The 15,415-nt window shown below is 71.6% G+C and carries 8 protein-coding genes; 1 reads left to right on the plus strand and 7 read right to left on the minus strand.

Annotated elements, in window-relative coordinates; translation table 11 throughout:
* Nucleotides 1–2 precede the first annotated feature (2 nt).
* Nucleotides 3–863, plus strand: a complete 861-nt coding sequence (kynA, locus tag ASE11_RS11975) for a tryptophan 2,3-dioxygenase (protein WP_056271281.1) — start codon at nucleotides 3–5, stop codon at nucleotides 861–863.
* A gap of 9 nt (nucleotides 864–872) precedes the next feature.
* Here kynA and ASE11_RS11980 read toward each other — a convergent pair whose 3' ends face one another.
* The 7 genes from ASE11_RS11980 to ASE11_RS12010 are packed head-to-tail and all read right to left on the minus strand — an operon-like array spanning nucleotide 873 to nucleotide 15,411.
* Complete coding sequence (locus ASE11_RS11980) at nucleotides 873–4,202, minus strand: hypothetical protein (RefSeq protein WP_056271284.1); 3,330 nt, start codon at nucleotides 4,200–4,202, stop codon at nucleotides 873–875.
* Nucleotides 4,202–6,172, minus strand: a complete 1,971-nt coding sequence (locus ASE11_RS11985) for an ATP-binding protein (RefSeq protein WP_056271287.1) — start codon at nucleotides 6,170–6,172, stop codon at nucleotides 4,202–4,204. Before ASE11_RS11985 ends, ASE11_RS11980 begins: the two co-directional genes overlap by 1 nt.
* Nucleotides 6,169–7,506 carry a hypothetical protein gene (locus tag ASE11_RS11990; protein WP_056271290.1) on the minus strand — a complete coding sequence of 446 codons (1,338 nt, stop codon included), beginning with the start codon at nucleotides 7,504–7,506 and terminating at the stop codon, nucleotides 6,169–6,171. The genes ASE11_RS11985 and ASE11_RS11990 overlap by 4 nt, the downstream gene beginning before the upstream one ends.
* 18 nt (nucleotides 7,507–7,524) lie before the next feature.
* Nucleotides 7,525–11,085, minus strand: a complete 3,561-nt coding sequence (locus tag ASE11_RS11995; protein WP_056271292.1) for a hypothetical protein — start codon at nucleotides 11,083–11,085, stop codon at nucleotides 7,525–7,527.
* Nucleotides 11,039–12,238 carry a hypothetical protein gene (locus tag ASE11_RS25845; RefSeq protein WP_056271295.1) on the minus strand — a complete coding sequence of 400 codons (1,200 nt, stop codon included), beginning with the start codon at nucleotides 12,236–12,238 and terminating at the stop codon, nucleotides 11,039–11,041. The genes ASE11_RS11995 and ASE11_RS25845 overlap by 47 nt, the downstream gene beginning before the upstream one ends.
* A gap of 33 nt (nucleotides 12,239–12,271) precedes the next feature.
* A complete protein-coding gene (locus ASE11_RS12005) occupies nucleotides 12,272–14,458 on the minus strand; it encodes a hypothetical protein (RefSeq protein WP_056271298.1) in 2,187 nt (728 codons plus the stop codon).
* Between the two features lie 32 nt (nucleotides 14,459–14,490).
* Entirely contained in the window at nucleotides 14,491–15,411 is a 921-nt protein-coding gene (locus tag ASE11_RS12010) for a hypothetical protein (RefSeq protein WP_056271301.1), read from the minus strand.
* Nucleotides 15,412–15,415: the final 4 nt, after the last annotated feature.

Below are 15,415 nucleotides of genomic sequence, written 5' to 3' on the forward strand. Positions count from 1 at the left end.
TCATGTGCCCCCATCAACCCACCTCCGCCAAACCCGAAGACATCGTGCGCGAGGAAGGCGCGCAGCTCGACTTCAGCCGCGACATGAGCTACGGCGACTACCTGCAACTCGACAGCGTTCTGAACGCGCAGAAACCGCTCTCGCCCGCGCACGACGAGATGCTCTTCATCATCCAGCACCAGACCAGCGAACTCTGGATGAAGCTCATGCTGCACGAGCTGCACGCGGCAAAAGCGCACATCGCCGCGGACGAACTGCAGCCCGCGTTCAAGATGCTCGCGCGTGTGAGCAAGATCATGGAACAGCTGGTGCACGCCTGGGACGTGCTCGCCACCATGACGCCGCCCGAGTACAGCGCGCTGCGCCCCTACCTCGCGCAGTCCAGCGGTTTCCAGAGCCACCAGTACCGCTGCATCGAATTCGCCATGGGCAACAAGAACGCCGCCATGCTGAAACCCCATGCGCACAGCCCCGAGCGGCTGGCCATCGTGCAGGCCGCGTATGAAGCGCCATCGCTCTACGACGAAGCCCTGCGCCTGCTCGCGCGCCGCGGCATCGCGGTGCCGCAGAGCCACACCGAGCGCGACTGGACCCAGCCCTACGAGGCCAGCGACGCGGTCGAGCAGGCCTGGCTGCAGGTCTACCGCAACCCCAAGGACCACTGGGACCTGTACCAGCTCGGCGAAGAACTCACCGACCTCGAAGACACCTTCCGCCTCTGGCGTTTCCGCCATGTCACCACGGTGGAACGCGTGATCGGCTTCAAGCGCGGCACCGGTGGCACAGGCGGCGTGAGCTACCTGCGCAAGATGCTGGATGTGGTGCTGTTTCCGGAGATCTGGCGCTTGCGGACCTCGCTCTGAGCGGGCGCCTCACGGCACCACCACGGCCCCTTCTTCGCGCGCGCGTGGGCTGGTGTCCGGCGGCAACCGGGCGGGCACCACACCCGGGGCGCCACCGGGGCGCGGCGCGGCGGGTGTGTGCCGGGTGGGTGAGTTCGGGTTGCGCGGTTTCGCCAGCACATCGATGTACTCGGTGTTGGTGCCGGTCTCCGTGAGCACATCGTGCGCGGCCCTGCGGCTGGGCTCGGTCAACGTACCTTTGTCGGTGCGCGCGAAGCTGTAGCTGGAGTCGCTGTCCATCTCCCACACGTATTCCCCGGTCGCCCGGTTGAGGCGCGCGTTGAGCTCACCACCCGCCCGCGCCGAGCCGCGAAACTCACCACCGCCACCCGGCACCAGATCGCCGTGTTTGACCACCCGGCCAAAGCCCGGCTGCGTCTCGGGCGCGATGATCACGCGCCCCTCGGGGTCCACCACCCACAGATAGCGCTGGTTCGGGTCGAGGCGGGAGACATCGATGGGGCGGCCCCGTTCGGCCACGTACACCTCGGGGGGCAGGCGGTAGGGCAGTTCGTTGGCCCGGATCGTCTCGGCGGTGCTGGGCTCACCCACCCGCGCCAGCAGCTCGGGTGCCGGCCGCGTCGGCTCCATGCGCAGCACCCGCGTGCGCACCCACTCCACCGCGCTGCTGGCGCCGCCGCGCGTGCCGGCCCACATCTCCACACCCACCGCCCGCATGCCGCGCCCCATCTGGCCCATGGCGCCGCGCAGCCCGACAAAACCGCCCGGGCCAGATCGCATGCCAAAGAGCCCGCGCGGCAAGGCGCTGGGACGCACGAACGCGCCCCCGGGTGGCCCCTTGATGGCGCCGCGCACCCCCAGCGCCAGCGACACCATCGTCACCACGCCCATGGTTCCGCGTTCGGTGCGCTCGCCCTCGGTGAGGCGGTCGCCCGTGACGAAATCGTGGCCGCTCGCGGCTTCGTGGATGCCGACATAGCCCACCGTGTCGCCCAGCGCGATGGCCGCGACCTCGTACCAGGGTGCGTCGGCCAGTTGTTCCTGCTGCGAGCGCGCCCGCAAGGCCAGCACGAAGCCCACCACGAGCAGGATGGCGCCGGCGATCATCACGGCCGTCCACGCCGTGAGGATCACGCCGAAGGCGGCGGCGATCGCCGCGACCACCAGCGCCACAGCCACCATGATGACCAGCCCGATCACGATCTGGCCGATGGCGCGCGCCAGGCCTTCGTACCACGCGTCGTCGGCCTGGTCGGCGGCTTCGGCCGTGCGCGTCTCCACGTCGTCCGTGCGCGGCAGGATGGCCTGCTCGATGCTCTCGTCCACCCCCGCCTCCAGACCGGTGGCGAACTCGGTGGTGAGGTCGGTCATGGCCGCTTCGGCCTCGTCCAGCGCCTCGTCGATCTGCGCCATCACGGGTTCGATCAGCCCGTCCTGCTGCAGCGCCACCGCCTCCGCGGTTTGCTCGCCCTGCGTGGCCTGCCCCTGCACGATGCCGTCGCCCGCCGCGTCGGCCGCCGCCACCAGCGACCTCGTGCCCGCCGCCATGCTGCTGACCACCTGCGCGACTTGCACAGCCAGGCCCTGCGTCTCCTGGCCCAGCGCGCTCACGCTCGCCTGCGCCGTGGTTGCCAACGCGGTGCGCCCGTCGGACGCCGCCGTCTGCAGGCCCAGGCGCGCGCTGGCGATCACATCGAGCACGCCAAGCAGGAACACCTCGCCGCCACCCATCACCACCGCCTCGGTTTCCTGCAGCGCCACGTCGATGTTGGCCACCAGGATCCCGGCCTGCGTGTCGATGCCCGCGCAGGCCGCTTGCGCTTCACCATCCATGCGCGCCAGGCTGGCCTGCCGCGCCTGAGCCACCTGGCCCACCGCGCTGTCTTCCGACGACTGCAGCGCGTCGAGATCCGCGGCATGGCGCTGGTCCAGGCTGTCGCTCACGCCCTGGGCGCTGGCCTGCAACGAGGCCGTGGCCTGGGCCGCGAACTCCATCAGCGAGGGAAGGAGATCCGCGCGCGCCATGTCGATCTGATCGCTCACGCTCTGCGCGTACTCGCCGTAGCGGGTGGACGCATCGTCGCTGCGCGAGCGGATATCTTCGGCCAGGTCCGCTTTCTTCGCGCGGATGTCCTGCGCGCTCTCGCTGCCCACCTCGCGCGCGGCGGCGCGCTGGTCCGGGTTGCCATCGTCCCCGCCGGGGTGCTTCGCGGCTTCCGCCTCGCCGGCCGCGTCGCATTCGGCCGCCGCCGACTCCAGGGCGGCCGTGGCCCGCTGCGCCTCGGCCTGCGCCAGTTCGGCCGGGCGCGCCTGTTCGCTTTCAGCGGACGCGGTGACGCGGCTTTGCCGTTCGTCAAGCTGGGCCTGCGCCAACTCCATCTTCGCGGCCGAGGCCGCGTCCACACGCGCCACCTGCCCCGCGACCTGCTCGGCCAGCGCGGCCTTCTTCGCCTGCAATTGCGCCGCCAGCGCCGAGCGCGCGGCAGCACCCCGCGATCGCACCCCCGCGATGGCGCCCGCAGCCGCACCTCTCACCGCCTCGGCCTCGGCCGCCGCGGCCGCCAGCACCGTGTCCTTCTGCAACTGGGCGTCGGCCAGGATGGCCGCCTTCGCGGCCTCGGACTCGGCGCGCAGTTCCGCCAGCCATTGAGCGGCCTGCGCCAGATCCTGTTCGGGCGTCTGCGTCGACTCGACCACCGCGATGAACTCGTCCTCGGTCAATGCGCGTTCGGGCACGTGGGCGCGCAGCGCTTCGGGTTGCGGCGGTGGCACCGCTTCGTCGAGCGTGGCGGGCACCGCTGGCACGGTTTCGGCCTCGGCCTCCGTTGTTTCGGCGGTCTCCTCGGTGGCCACCAGCTCGGGCACCGCTTCGGGGTCGGGCACGACCCCGGCCGGTGCTTCGTCCGAGGCCCCACCTTCCGGTGTCGCCTCTGGTGGTTCCCGGGCCGGATCGGTTGGCACTGCGGCGCTGTCATGCGCCGATGCCGCCGGCGCTTCAGCGACCAGCGCGGCACGCGCAGCGGCGGGCGGTTGCAACACGGTCGGCCGCCCCGGTGCGCGCTCGGCCTCGATGCCGGGTGAGGCCGTCACCTCGGCCAGCTCGGCGTCGATCACGGTGCTGTCGATCAGCTCCGGTGGCAACACCTCGGCGCTGGCTTCGCTGTCCGGCGCGAGCCCCGAGGCGCGCAGCGCGTCGCCCACCTCGGGCGAGCCCGTGCGGTCGAGATAGCGCGGCGTGCGGCGCTCGGCCTCGGGTGCGTCGGTGCGTGGCCCGCCCGGTCGCGCGCGAGGCCGTGACGGTGCCGGGGACCGGGGACGCGGGATGGGACTCGCGTGCATCACGGCCCCGCGCGCGCCAGCCCGTTGGGCAGCTGTTTGCCCAGCTTGCGGTATTCCTCCACCAGCCCGGCCATCACGTCGGCCTCGCCGATGGCCTGCCCGCCACGCGAGGCACTCACCGCCGCGCTCAGCACCACATTGCGGATGTGCCCGCCCGCCAGATCGAACAGGCAGGCCAGCCGGTTGATCTCCGCCGCCGACAGCGTGTGGCCCTCGCCCAGGTGGGCCAGCCACAACGCGCGCCGTTCTTCCGGCGAAGGCTGCGTGAATTCCAGGATGGCGTCGAGCCGGCGCGTGAAGGCCGGGTCGAACCGCGTGCGGCTGTTGCTCGTGAGGATCACGATGCCCTCAAACGATTCGATGCGCTGCAGCAGGTAGTTGGTCTGGGCGTTGGCAAACCGGTCGTTGGACTCCTTGACCTCTGTGCGCTTGCCGAACAGCGCGTCGGCTTCGTCGAACAGCAGGACGGCTTCGGTGCGTTCGGCGCGCGCGAACAGCCGCGCGAGGTTCTTCTCGGTCTCGCCGATGTACTTGCTCGACACCGAGGCCAGGTCCACCCGGTACAGCGGCACACCGAGCTTTGTTGCCAGCCAGCCGGCGGCCAGCGTCTTGCCGGTGCCCGACGGTCCAACGAACAGACCCCGCACGCCGGGGCTGTAGCGCGTGCGCGCCGAGACGCCCAGGCCGTCCACCAGGTGTTCGCGCACCGCGCAGCGCTGCAGGAACGAGGCGAGTGCCGTGCGCAGCTGTTCGGTGACCAGCAAGGCCTCGTCCGGCACCTCCTGCGGCAGCCGTTCGGCCAGGCTGCCGAGTTCGCCCGCCACGCCCGCGCGAGCGGCCAGCCGCACATGCGCCACGGTCGGCGCGTCCGCGCCCTGAGCGCGGGCATGCTGGTGTGCCGTGCGGGCCAGCATCTGGATTTGCGCGGCGTCATAGCGGTGCGCGCGGCCGAGCGCGCCCGCGAGTTCGCCAGGGCCCAGGTTCGATCGCCACAAGGCCTCACGCTCGTGCGAGCCCGGCACCGGCACCGACCAGCTGCCCACGGTGTCGCCGTCCCACTCAAAGCTGCCGTCCGGGCCTGAGGCCACCAGCACCGGCCCGCTGTGACCCGGCAGCGCAGGCAGGCGGCGCGTCTCGCCGGGCGCGAGTTCGGCGCACACGACGGGCACCGAACCCCTGAGCCACAGCCACGGCCCCAGCCCGGTGGGCGCAGCGTCCTCCAGCAGCACCGGCACACGCTCCAGCGCCTGGGCCACGAGCGCGGCCGCGTTGCGCGCTTCGCGCGGGTGTCCGCTGCGCACCACCAGCACGCACGGCCCCGCGTGAACGCCACTGGCGGGATCAACAACCAACCCACGCGCCTGCTGCCGCGCCGCATCGCGGATCGAAGCGACCACCAGCGTTTCGTCCAGCACCAGCGGCCGGACACCGCCCCAGTGGCCGCCCTGGCCACGCAGCGCCATGGCCAGGGCCACCGGCGTCTTCACGGTCAACTCGGGCAAGGGGCGGCTGTCGTCCGGCCACTGCAGCAGCCCGGTGGCGATCGCCTGCCCGTTGACGATGCCCGCGCTCGCCGCGCTCAGTCCCAGCGCGCGGGCGATCTCGTCGATCAGACCCAACGATGGCCGGGGGCCACCCGCCGGTGTCTGCCACCACGCCACCACGCGGCCCACCATCGCGTCGTGCTCCACCGCCGCCGCCAGCGCCACGGCGATCAATTCGCCCCAGCTGAGCCGCAGCTCGCGCGCCAGTGCGAGCAGCTGCGCATCGTGGGCGGGCGTGTCCTGCTCCCATTGGTGGAAGGCCTCCACCGGTGCAAAGCCGCAGTGCAGGCGGCGCGCGTGCAGCCATGTCAGCTCGGGCCCGTCCAGCGCCGTGTGGGCCGTGTCGACCAGCGCAGCCAGCGCCAACTCGTGCAGCGGCGGTGGCGCAAGGCGCGCACCGGCGTTGACGGTGTGAGGAGCGTTCATGGCAGCGGGTCCAGCCGCTGGTAGCTGAACGTGACCACCCGGCCCAGCCAGGGCAGCCAGCCCGGGTCCAGATCGAACCCCTGCCGGCGCACGCGGATGTCGGCGTGCCGCAGGTCCAGCTGCACGTCGAGGTGGGTCGCGCTCCAGCGCAGCCGGGCCGGGCGCCGGCACAGCCGCGCCAGGCTCAGCTTGTCCGCACGGTAGAGCTCGCGACGGCACGCGTCCAGCCACGCGGCAGCCATCTCGCCGTGCGACCGCGACCACGGCCCCGCTGCGGCGGGCAGGCTGTCCACCAGCGCCCAGGCCGGGTCGGTCTTGGCCACGCGCAGGTGCCGCAAGGCCAGCCGCAGGATGGGCGCGCACAAGGGCGGGTCGGCGTGTTGCGCCTGCCACTCGACAAAGCCCAGTCCGCTCAGCACCGGCAGCAGGAACAGCAGGCCCCCCACCGATGTCGCGCGCGGCGCGTCGGCATCTTCCCGTGTGGACATGTCGGCGGTGGCGCCGGTCGTCACCGCACCGGGTGCTGCGGCTGCCGCGCGTGGCCGCTCTTCGGTCAAATCCATCGGTGGCATGGAAACGCCTGGCGACCCGCTGCGCCCAACGGACGGCGGGAGTGTGGCGCGCGTGCGGTGCGCGCGCCACCCGGCGGCCCGCAAGTGCGCATGCAAAGCCGCGGGCCAGGCGCGGGGCACGTCGACGCCGTGTGGATCGCGGTAGTGGACGACGCCCACGTCAGCCTCGCCGCCATCGAACGAATCGGCGGTGGTCTCCTGCGTGAGCGACGCGCCCCGTGTCGGGCCCAGGGTGTGCGACAGGTAGCGCACCAGCCAGTCACCGTGGCCTCGCGCCACCGCGTCCGCCACCAGCGCCGACTGGCTGGCCGACGCCGCCGCTTCGCGCTCCAGGCAACGCCACAAACCCGGCACGAAGGCCTGTGGGTCGGCTTGCAAGGACACGTCGGGCAATGCAGCGCGCCAGTACCAGGCCGCCAGCGGCAGACCTCGCGCGCGGCGGTCGAGCGCGATGCTGGCGGCCTGCCAGCGGCCCTCGAAGAACACCGTGTCGCTGAAGGTCGCACGCTCCTCGCCGCCGTGCACCCACGCACCGCCCAACGCCGCCACGCGCTGCTCGATCAGCAAGCTCAGGCTCTGCGACGACAAGCCTTCAGGCAGGCGCCCCAGGTGAAGCCGGCGCACCAGCAGCACACGTTCCCCCGCATCGGGCAGGCTGGCGCAGCGCAGCGCGTCTTCGAGCCGGTGTGTCGCGCGCATCGCGGCCTGGGCGCTGGGCGCGCGCAAGCGCAGGTGTTGAACGGTGCGGTCGGCGGCGCCCATGGTGGGTCCGTTTGGTGTTCAGACCTTGAGCAGGCCGGCCTTGCGCACCGAGGCGCTGCTCAGCACCTTCGCCTGGTCAAAGTGCACGCGCACGTCGGTGTCCAGATCGATCTGCACGCTGCTGGTGTGCACCAGCCGGGCCGACACTTCGCCCTGCCCCACGTCTTCCACCGTGGCGCGCGCCATCAGGGTGTTGCCCTTGTAGATCATGGCCTGCATGCCCACGCGCAGGCGGCTGTGGTCCAGCGCGGTGAGCGGTATGCGGCTGCCCACGCGCACCGCCGTCACCGGGCGAGGCATGCGCCCGGCCACGATGCGGCCCACCGGTGCGTGGCTGGCCAGCAGCAGCGCCATGCGCACCACGTCGTTGATGAGCGCCACCGCCGCCTCGTTCGTCGGCGGCACCTGGTCGAACAGGAAGTCGGTGTAGGCCTGCATCTGGCGGCGGTCCACATAACCGATGCTGCTCCAGCGCGGCAGGCCACCCAGGTTGCGCAGGTTGGGCGCCTCGTCGAACTGCGACATCACCTCGGCCCACTCCAGGCGCACCGCCGGCAGCACGCCCGAGAACTCGGCGTGCAGGCAGGCGCAAACGCCCGCGATGCGCTCGAACAGTTCGCTGGCGCGGCGCGACACCTCGCCCTTACCGTGGTCGCCGTCAATGATGTCGCCCAGCGAGATCACCGCCTGTGCTTCGCGCTGCACCGTCTGCCACGAGTGGCTTGAGAGGCGCTGGATGTCCAACCGCTGCACCGCCTCGGCGCGCACCGCAATGGCCTGCGTCTGGCGCACCAGCATCTGGCCGATGTGCACGCCCAGCTTGCCGGCCGCAGCATTGAAGGTGGGCATGACCCGCTGCGTGATCACGCTGCTGCGCAGCTGCGCGCTCTGTATCGTGCGCAGCAGCAACTCGGGCCGGTCGATCTTCTGCAGGATGGCGGGCGCGCCAACGAAGTGCGAGGCCGGCGCTTCGCGCAGCACCTTGAGCATTTCATCCAGCTCGTCGGGCACGTCGTCGTGCTCGCGCAGGCAGGCCGGCACCGGCGCTTCGAGCAGGCCCGGGTCGAGCACGCGGCGCGGTGCGGCCAGCAGGTTGCTCGTCTCGCGCGGCCGCACGAAAGCCAGGTACTGCACCTCCTCGGTCAGCACGCGGGTGCGCCGCGCATTGACGGCCAGCACGCGCGCCTTCTCTTCTTCGAGCAGCGCGCGCGCCACGCCTACGTCGTGCCGCGCTTCGGCCAACCGGTCGTCGACCTCGCGCACGCGCAGGCCGGCGGCACCGATGTGCCCCTGCAGCGCGCTCAAGGCCTGCTCACAGCGCGTGAGCGCACTGCGGTAGGCGCTCAGCCGCCCCTCAAGATTGCGCAGGATGGCGATGGTGTTTTCCGACAAGGCCACCGTCTGCGTGAACAGCACCGCTTCGTCGGGCTCCACGGGTTTGGGCGCACCGTCGCTGCCCGGCACCGTGGTGGGCGGGGGTGCGAGCAGCTTGGTCTTGAGCGCATCGTTGCCCAGGAAATCGGCCAGCGCCCGCTCGCCGCTGGCGCCCTCCAGAAACGGGTCTTGCGCCAGGCCACGCACCTTGAAATCGCGCAACAGGGCGGGCGTGGTGCCGCCGTCTTCCGCGGTGAATGTCTGCAGCAGCTGCAACACCTCCAGCACGGTGCGCTGGCGGTTGGCCAGCGCGAAGTCACGCGCTTCGGTGGACGGTGGCTGCTTGAGCCGGTCGGCCACCGCCACGGTGCGCACCGGCGACAGGCCCACCACCGGGTTGGCGTAAACGATGTTGATCGGCGCGCTCGGCGCCTTCAGCAGCGTGATCTGGCTCTTCTGCTGCACGAGCTGCACGCTGCTCACCGACGAAACAAAGTTCATCGACGTGAACACCGCGGCCGCAGGCGTCACATTGCGCGCCACCGGCACCGGGTCGGGTGCCCGCAGCGGCGCGAGCACCGGCTGCTTGATGCGGCCGATGAACTCCTTGATCTGCGTCTGCACGTTGACCGCACTGTCCGACTTTGCGATCGCCGCCAGCGCGGGCGAGGTCGCCAGCCGCGCGGCGTCCGACGTGGTCATCATCATCTGGCGGATGCGGTGCATGTCCACCTGCATGTGTGTGAAACCGAAGTCGGTGATGTCGTCAGCCCGGTCGATGCGCGCGCGCAGGTAGGCCATGAAACCCTCCAGCCCGCGCAGCGGCAGCTGGGCCTGCTCGCGCTCCGACAGGGCCGTGACCACCGGGTCGGCCATGAGGCTGGCAATGGCGCTGGACTGGCCCACACGCGCCGCCGGCGTGGGCTCCACCATCTCCAGCGGCTGCAACCAGGTCCAGCTGCCCACCAGCGTGGCACCGGCGGGCGCGGCGCCCGAGAACCAGACCGTCTCGGCGCGGATGCCGGGCGGGCTCGTCGTGGCCTGGGCGATCTTCCCGCTGGCGCCGAAGGCCGCGCAGCCGTCGAACAGGGTGAAGGCGATGCCGTTGATGGCGCGCGTGCCGATGTCGAGTTCGGCCGAGGGCACCTCCAGGCGCACCCACTCACCGAGCTTGGGCAGGGCGCCCTTGGGTCGGCGGCTCGGGCTGTTGTTCACGCCCCAGGCAATCAGGTCTTCGCCCCAGTACGCACGCCGACCATCGGTGTTCCAGTTCGGCCCCACCTTCCACTGGATCATGAGTTCGCGCGGCGGGCGGGTCGCGTCCAGGTAGACCCAGACGAACAGGTTTTCCGTGGACCCGACGGCACTCAAGGGGGCGGTGGCGCCTTCCAGGTAGTGCTGGTGGATGCCGGGCTGCGCCGCTTCCACGTGGCCGCCGCCGTCCGGCACCAGCGTGGGCTGCGTGGGCTGCAGGCCTTCGTTCAGCTCGAAAGGTGCCCACAGGTCGTTGTGCGAGAGCAGCGCCCACGGCTCGTTGCCATCTTGCCGCGAGCCGGTGGGCAGCACATGGCCGAACCACGTTCGCTCACCCGCCCCGGTCGGTCCAAACGCCGCACGCCCGTCGAACAGATCGAACGACACACCGTTGACCGCCACACCGGCCAGACCCACCGCGCTGCTCGGCACCTCCAGGCGCACCCAACGGCCGGCGGGCGGCAGATCGCCCACGTGGAAATGCCCGGCGACCTTGAACGGGTGCGCGCCGGTGGCCGGGCGGCCCCAGGTCAACAGCGGCTCGCCCCAGTAGGCGCGGTGCGACCAGCCGGTGTCGTCGCGCCACTGGAGCATCAAGCTGCGTGGTGGGTTGTCCGGGTCCAGGCACACCCAGGCATGCAAGGCCTCGGCCGCGGTGGCCGTGAAGGGCTGCAACGCGCCGTCGAACAGGTGGGCGTGCGCGCCGGCCTGCAGCGTGCTCACGTGCCCGCCCCCGGTGGGAGGTGGACCCCAGGGCTCCAGGCCTTCTTCGTCGAGTGCCTGCGGGTCGTCGCCCAGCTCGGGCACTGCCTGCGGCCGCCCGGTGAGGGCGCGCACCAGGTGGGCCTGCTCGTGCCGCAGGCCCTGTCGCCCGCCCAGTGCGCGCGCGCGGCGTTCGGTGAATTCACTCACCGCTTCCTGAAACGCCGGGTCCACCACCTCGGCGTGCAACAGGCGTGGCTCCCAAGCCGGGTGGAAAAAACGGACTGCTGAGCGTGGGCTGGGTGAGCACGGTGGAGAGGTCCAGCGCGCTCCTGGGCATGAGGCCGCACGGCGGCAGGCGCAGGTAGGGATCGGCCAGCACGTTGGGCGCGGGCAGTGGCTCGGGCGTCTCGGCCATCTGCTGCGCGAACTGCTCGATGCGGGCCTGCCACAGCGCGGGCAGGCGGCTGTTGGCGCCCAGAGCGCCCACTGCCAAACGCTGCAGGCGCGCCTCTTTCGCGCGCCCACCCTGGCGCACCACCGAGGCGCGGTCCACCCACTGCACCACGCCCGTCTCGCTCAGGCCCACCAGCGCCAGCGGCACGCCCCAGGCTTCCCAGGGCAGTGCCTCACCATGGCGCAGCGCGGCCTCGGCGTCGAACACGGTGTGGGCCAGCGCATTGCGCAGGCGCAGCGTGGTCAGGGGCAACGCGCGCCATTCCACCGGCCAGGGGTACCAGAGCAGGCGCGCGCCGTCGTTGATGCGCCAGTCCTCGAAGGCGGCCACGTTGCTGTCGTCACTCTCACCTTCGCCACAGGGGCAGCGGTCGCACGGGTCGTTCGGATCGAACTCGGCGGTGTCCACCGTGACCGGCTGCAGCACCAGCACACCCACTCTCGGCAAACGGGCACCAGCGCTCGAGCGCAGATCGGCCAAGGTGATGCCCTCGGGCACGTCGCGCGGGTTCACCAGCCCCAGACCATCGGTCTCGGTGGCCTCGCCCCCCTCTCCCGCGTCACCCTCCTGCACCTGCAGCCAGGCCGGTGGCGCCACCACGGGAAGGTCGTCAAGACGGCATTCGGCGCGGCGCGCGAGCACCACATCTTCACCGCTCACCGCCAGCCCCTGGCCGGGTTCGATGAGCAGGCGCGTGCCGCCCGAGCCGGGCAGCGCAAACACCTCCAGCCCGCGCACCACACCAGCGGTGAGGGCCTGGGCGCGGTGGTTCAAGCGCCCGGCCTGCCAGCTCTGGCGGCCCTGCAGCGTGGCCTCGGTGAGGGTGCGCCCTGCAAACAGGTTGGGCCGGCGGCGCCAGTCGGTCGCGGCCCGGCTCGCGTCTTCCGGTGACAGGGCCACCACGCGCTCGCCCTGCAGCGGTTGGTCAATGCGTTCGATGGTCACGTCAGGTCTCCCGGGTGAGGGTTGTGGCGCGGGTCAGGACTTCTTGCGGGCCGGGGTTCGGGTGGTCTTCTTCGCCGGGGCCGCGCGCGTGATGCGCGTCGTCACGGGCCGCCATTCGTCAACCGACTTCACCAGGCCGCGCAGCGTGTCGGCGTCCAGCGGGCGCCGCCGCTCCAGCGCGAGGTGCTTGTTGAGCACATCGCTGTTGATCGGGTCGAGCAGGCTGTTGGCCACCTCGTTCACCAACGCCGGGTCCTTGATGGAGCCATTGCGCTGCACGAGCTCCAGCATCAGGCCGAGCGCGGCGGCACTCAGCACCGGTGAAGCCTCGTAGCGGGTGCTGGCGAGCAACTGCACTTCAACGGCCATGGCTTTGGCCGACGAGTTCTTGAACACCTCGGTCCACACGTCGGCCAGGCCCAGGCTCTCCATGCGTTTGGCGACCCGCTCGGCCTGTGCGCCCTCGTCCACCGGCGGCGTGTTCCAGGCCGCGCCGCTGGCGATGCTCAGCAGCTCGGCCGCCGGTATCGGCTCCTTGCTCTCGCGCTGGATCAGCGCCCACAGCGCCTCGTTCTTCTCGGGCTCACCCAGCACGGCGGCCACGCCAAGCACCTGTGTCTTGTCCAGCGTGGGTTTTCCGGTGAGCTGTTCGGAGGTCGCGATGGCATCGGTGAGCAAACCCAGTGCGGCCGCGGTGAGCACCGGCGACTCCAGGTAACGCTTGCCCGCGAGCAGGCCGATGACGGTGCTGGCCGCCGCGGGCGTGGCCACCTTGAGCACGTTGTCGTAGCGCGGCGTGAGGCCCAGCTTCGCGATGCGGGTGTTGAGGTCGAGTTCGATCACGCGCTCGTCGTTGCCGGTGATCTCGCGGTAGCTGCCGGCCAGGTCGTCGCGGTAGGCCAGGTGGCGACGGCGCACGAACCACAGGTTGTTCAGGCGCGCCAGGCGCTGCCATTCGGCGTCGGCCGGGCCCAGCGCCGTGCTCTCCAGCACCGCGCGCGGCAGGCGCAGCTTCTGCAGGATTTCGAACGGCCTGCGCTGCGCGATCAGGTTGGGCGCGGCGGGCTTGACCACCCGCTGCGCCAGTGTGGCGCCCTGCCCCACGCGCGCGGCCACCGCGCGCCACTCCACGCGCGGCACCGGCGCCAGGATCATCACGGCGGTGGAGTCCAGCGACTCGGCGGGCGCGGTGAGGTCGATCGGCTGCAAGGCCAGTGCCTCCTCGATCAGCGCGGGCAGTTCGTCCTCCGGGATGATGGTGAAGTCCACGTCGACCTCGGCCGGAAAGTAGTTCTGCGTGAAGTCCACCGCGTTGATCACACCCGCTGGCAAGGGGCCGGCCGGTGGCAGCGCGGGGAAGTGCGTGATGGCCGGAAAGCCCCGCCCGCCGCTGCGCGACTCCACGTCGGCCAGGTGCGCCTGGTGCTGCATGAGGTGCGCCAGCCGCAGGCCGCGCGGCGCGAAGCCCAGGCCCGGCAGGTCGCCGCGATCGGCGCCGAGCTCGCGCCGCACCAGGGCTTCGTCGATCCATACCACGGTGTTGTTCTGCAGCGCGATCATGGCCAGCGGCAGCACGTTGGCCGACACGCCGGCCGAGCTGCCCTGGGTGAAGATGGCGCGGGCCGCGCGGCCGCGCCGCGCGTCCAGCGCATCGGCCGCACCATCGTCCTGCCAGGGCACCAGCACCACGGCGGTGGCCTCGATCACGTCACCGTCTTCCACCGTGCGCTGGCCGGTGATGGAGGTCGGGTAGGCGCCGATGGGGTTGGCGGTGAACTCCACCGGGCGCAGCGCCAGCACGAAGAGTCCGGTGCGGCTGCGCAGCGGCGGCTGCGGCAGGCGCGAGAGGCCGAATCGCGCCGAGAGCTGCTCGGCCACCGGCAGGTTGGCCAGCTGCACGTCGATGTTGCGCGGCAGCAGAACCAGCTCGCCCGAGGGTGTGACGCCGTGCCCGCTGGAGACCACCAGCGTCTGGGGCTGGCCCCCTTCCTGCACAAACAGACCCGTGGCCACGCCACTGCCCGCGGCCTGGCCCAGATCGGCCTCACGCGTCAGGAAGTACTGCTGGTCCCGGATGAGGTCGCGCGCGGCGAGAAAGCGGCCGTCGAAGTAGCGCGGCCGGTCGCGCCGGTGGTCTTCGATCAACACGCCGGCGTCGCGCAGGGTCTGCACCTGCGCGGAGGCGATCGGTTCGCGGGCGGTGCCTGTACTGAGGTTCATGGCGTGCTCCGGTGAAGGGGTTGGAAACTGGCTCAGAGTCCGGTCCAGCGCGCAAGCACGCCCAGGCCCGGCAGAAAGCGGCGGCTGTGGTTGTCCACCAGCACCGCGCTGCCCTGGCGAACGGTCGGGTCGGCGGGCGCAACGGGAATCAGCACGCGCGCGATGAACACCGCGCTGGCGTCCACGGTGGGTGGATGCTCGGGGCCGCGCGGCAGCTCGTCGTCGGCCGGGCGGCTGTAACCGTGCAGCACCGCGTCCTGCAGCGCGGCACGACGCACGGCGGGGTCCACCGAGGTGTCATCCATCGCGGCTTCACGCGCCAGCGCTTCCTCGGCTGTTTCATCTTCCACCGGCAAGGTGAAGGCACCGGGGCGCAGCGGCAACCCGAGGCCGGTGTCGGTGAGGTTCTGGCGCGGCACCAGGTGCAGTTCGTACGCATCGCGCAGGCGCGACACGCTCACCGCGTTCAGCGCATCGAGAGGGCCGCTGGCAAAGGCCGGCGTGAGGCCGCGCGGGCAGGCCACGAAACGCAGGAACACGTCGGCCACCACCGCGCGCGCGGGCAGCGTGACGCCAGCCTGCGCGCGCGCCGAGATGAAGCGACCCGGCGTGGTGTAGTCGGCCTGCAGCAGGCCGTCGCGCGCGGCCTCGGCGTCCCACCAGCGTTGCACCCTCAGGCAGGCCGGGCGCGGCAGCTCGATGAGGCGGCCCAGCCGGTCCACCGCCAGCCCGGCGTTGACCTGGATTTCCTCGGGCGCGGTGTCCTGCGCCGGGCGGTGCTGCACCAGCAAACCCGCCAGCCCGAGCGCGCGCGCCAGCCGGCCCCGGTGGTAGGTCTGCTCGTCCTGAAAATCCTGCGCATCCAGCAGCATGCCGGTGGCGTACACCGGGCGCTCGCCCAGCGGCTGGCGCGTGAGCGGGTCCAGGGTGCTGAAGGTGGTGGCGGTGCTCATGGGC

The organism is Hydrogenophaga sp. Root209 (assembly GCF_001428625.1).
GTDB lineage: Bacteria > Pseudomonadota > Gammaproteobacteria > Burkholderiales > Burkholderiaceae_C > Hydrogenophaga.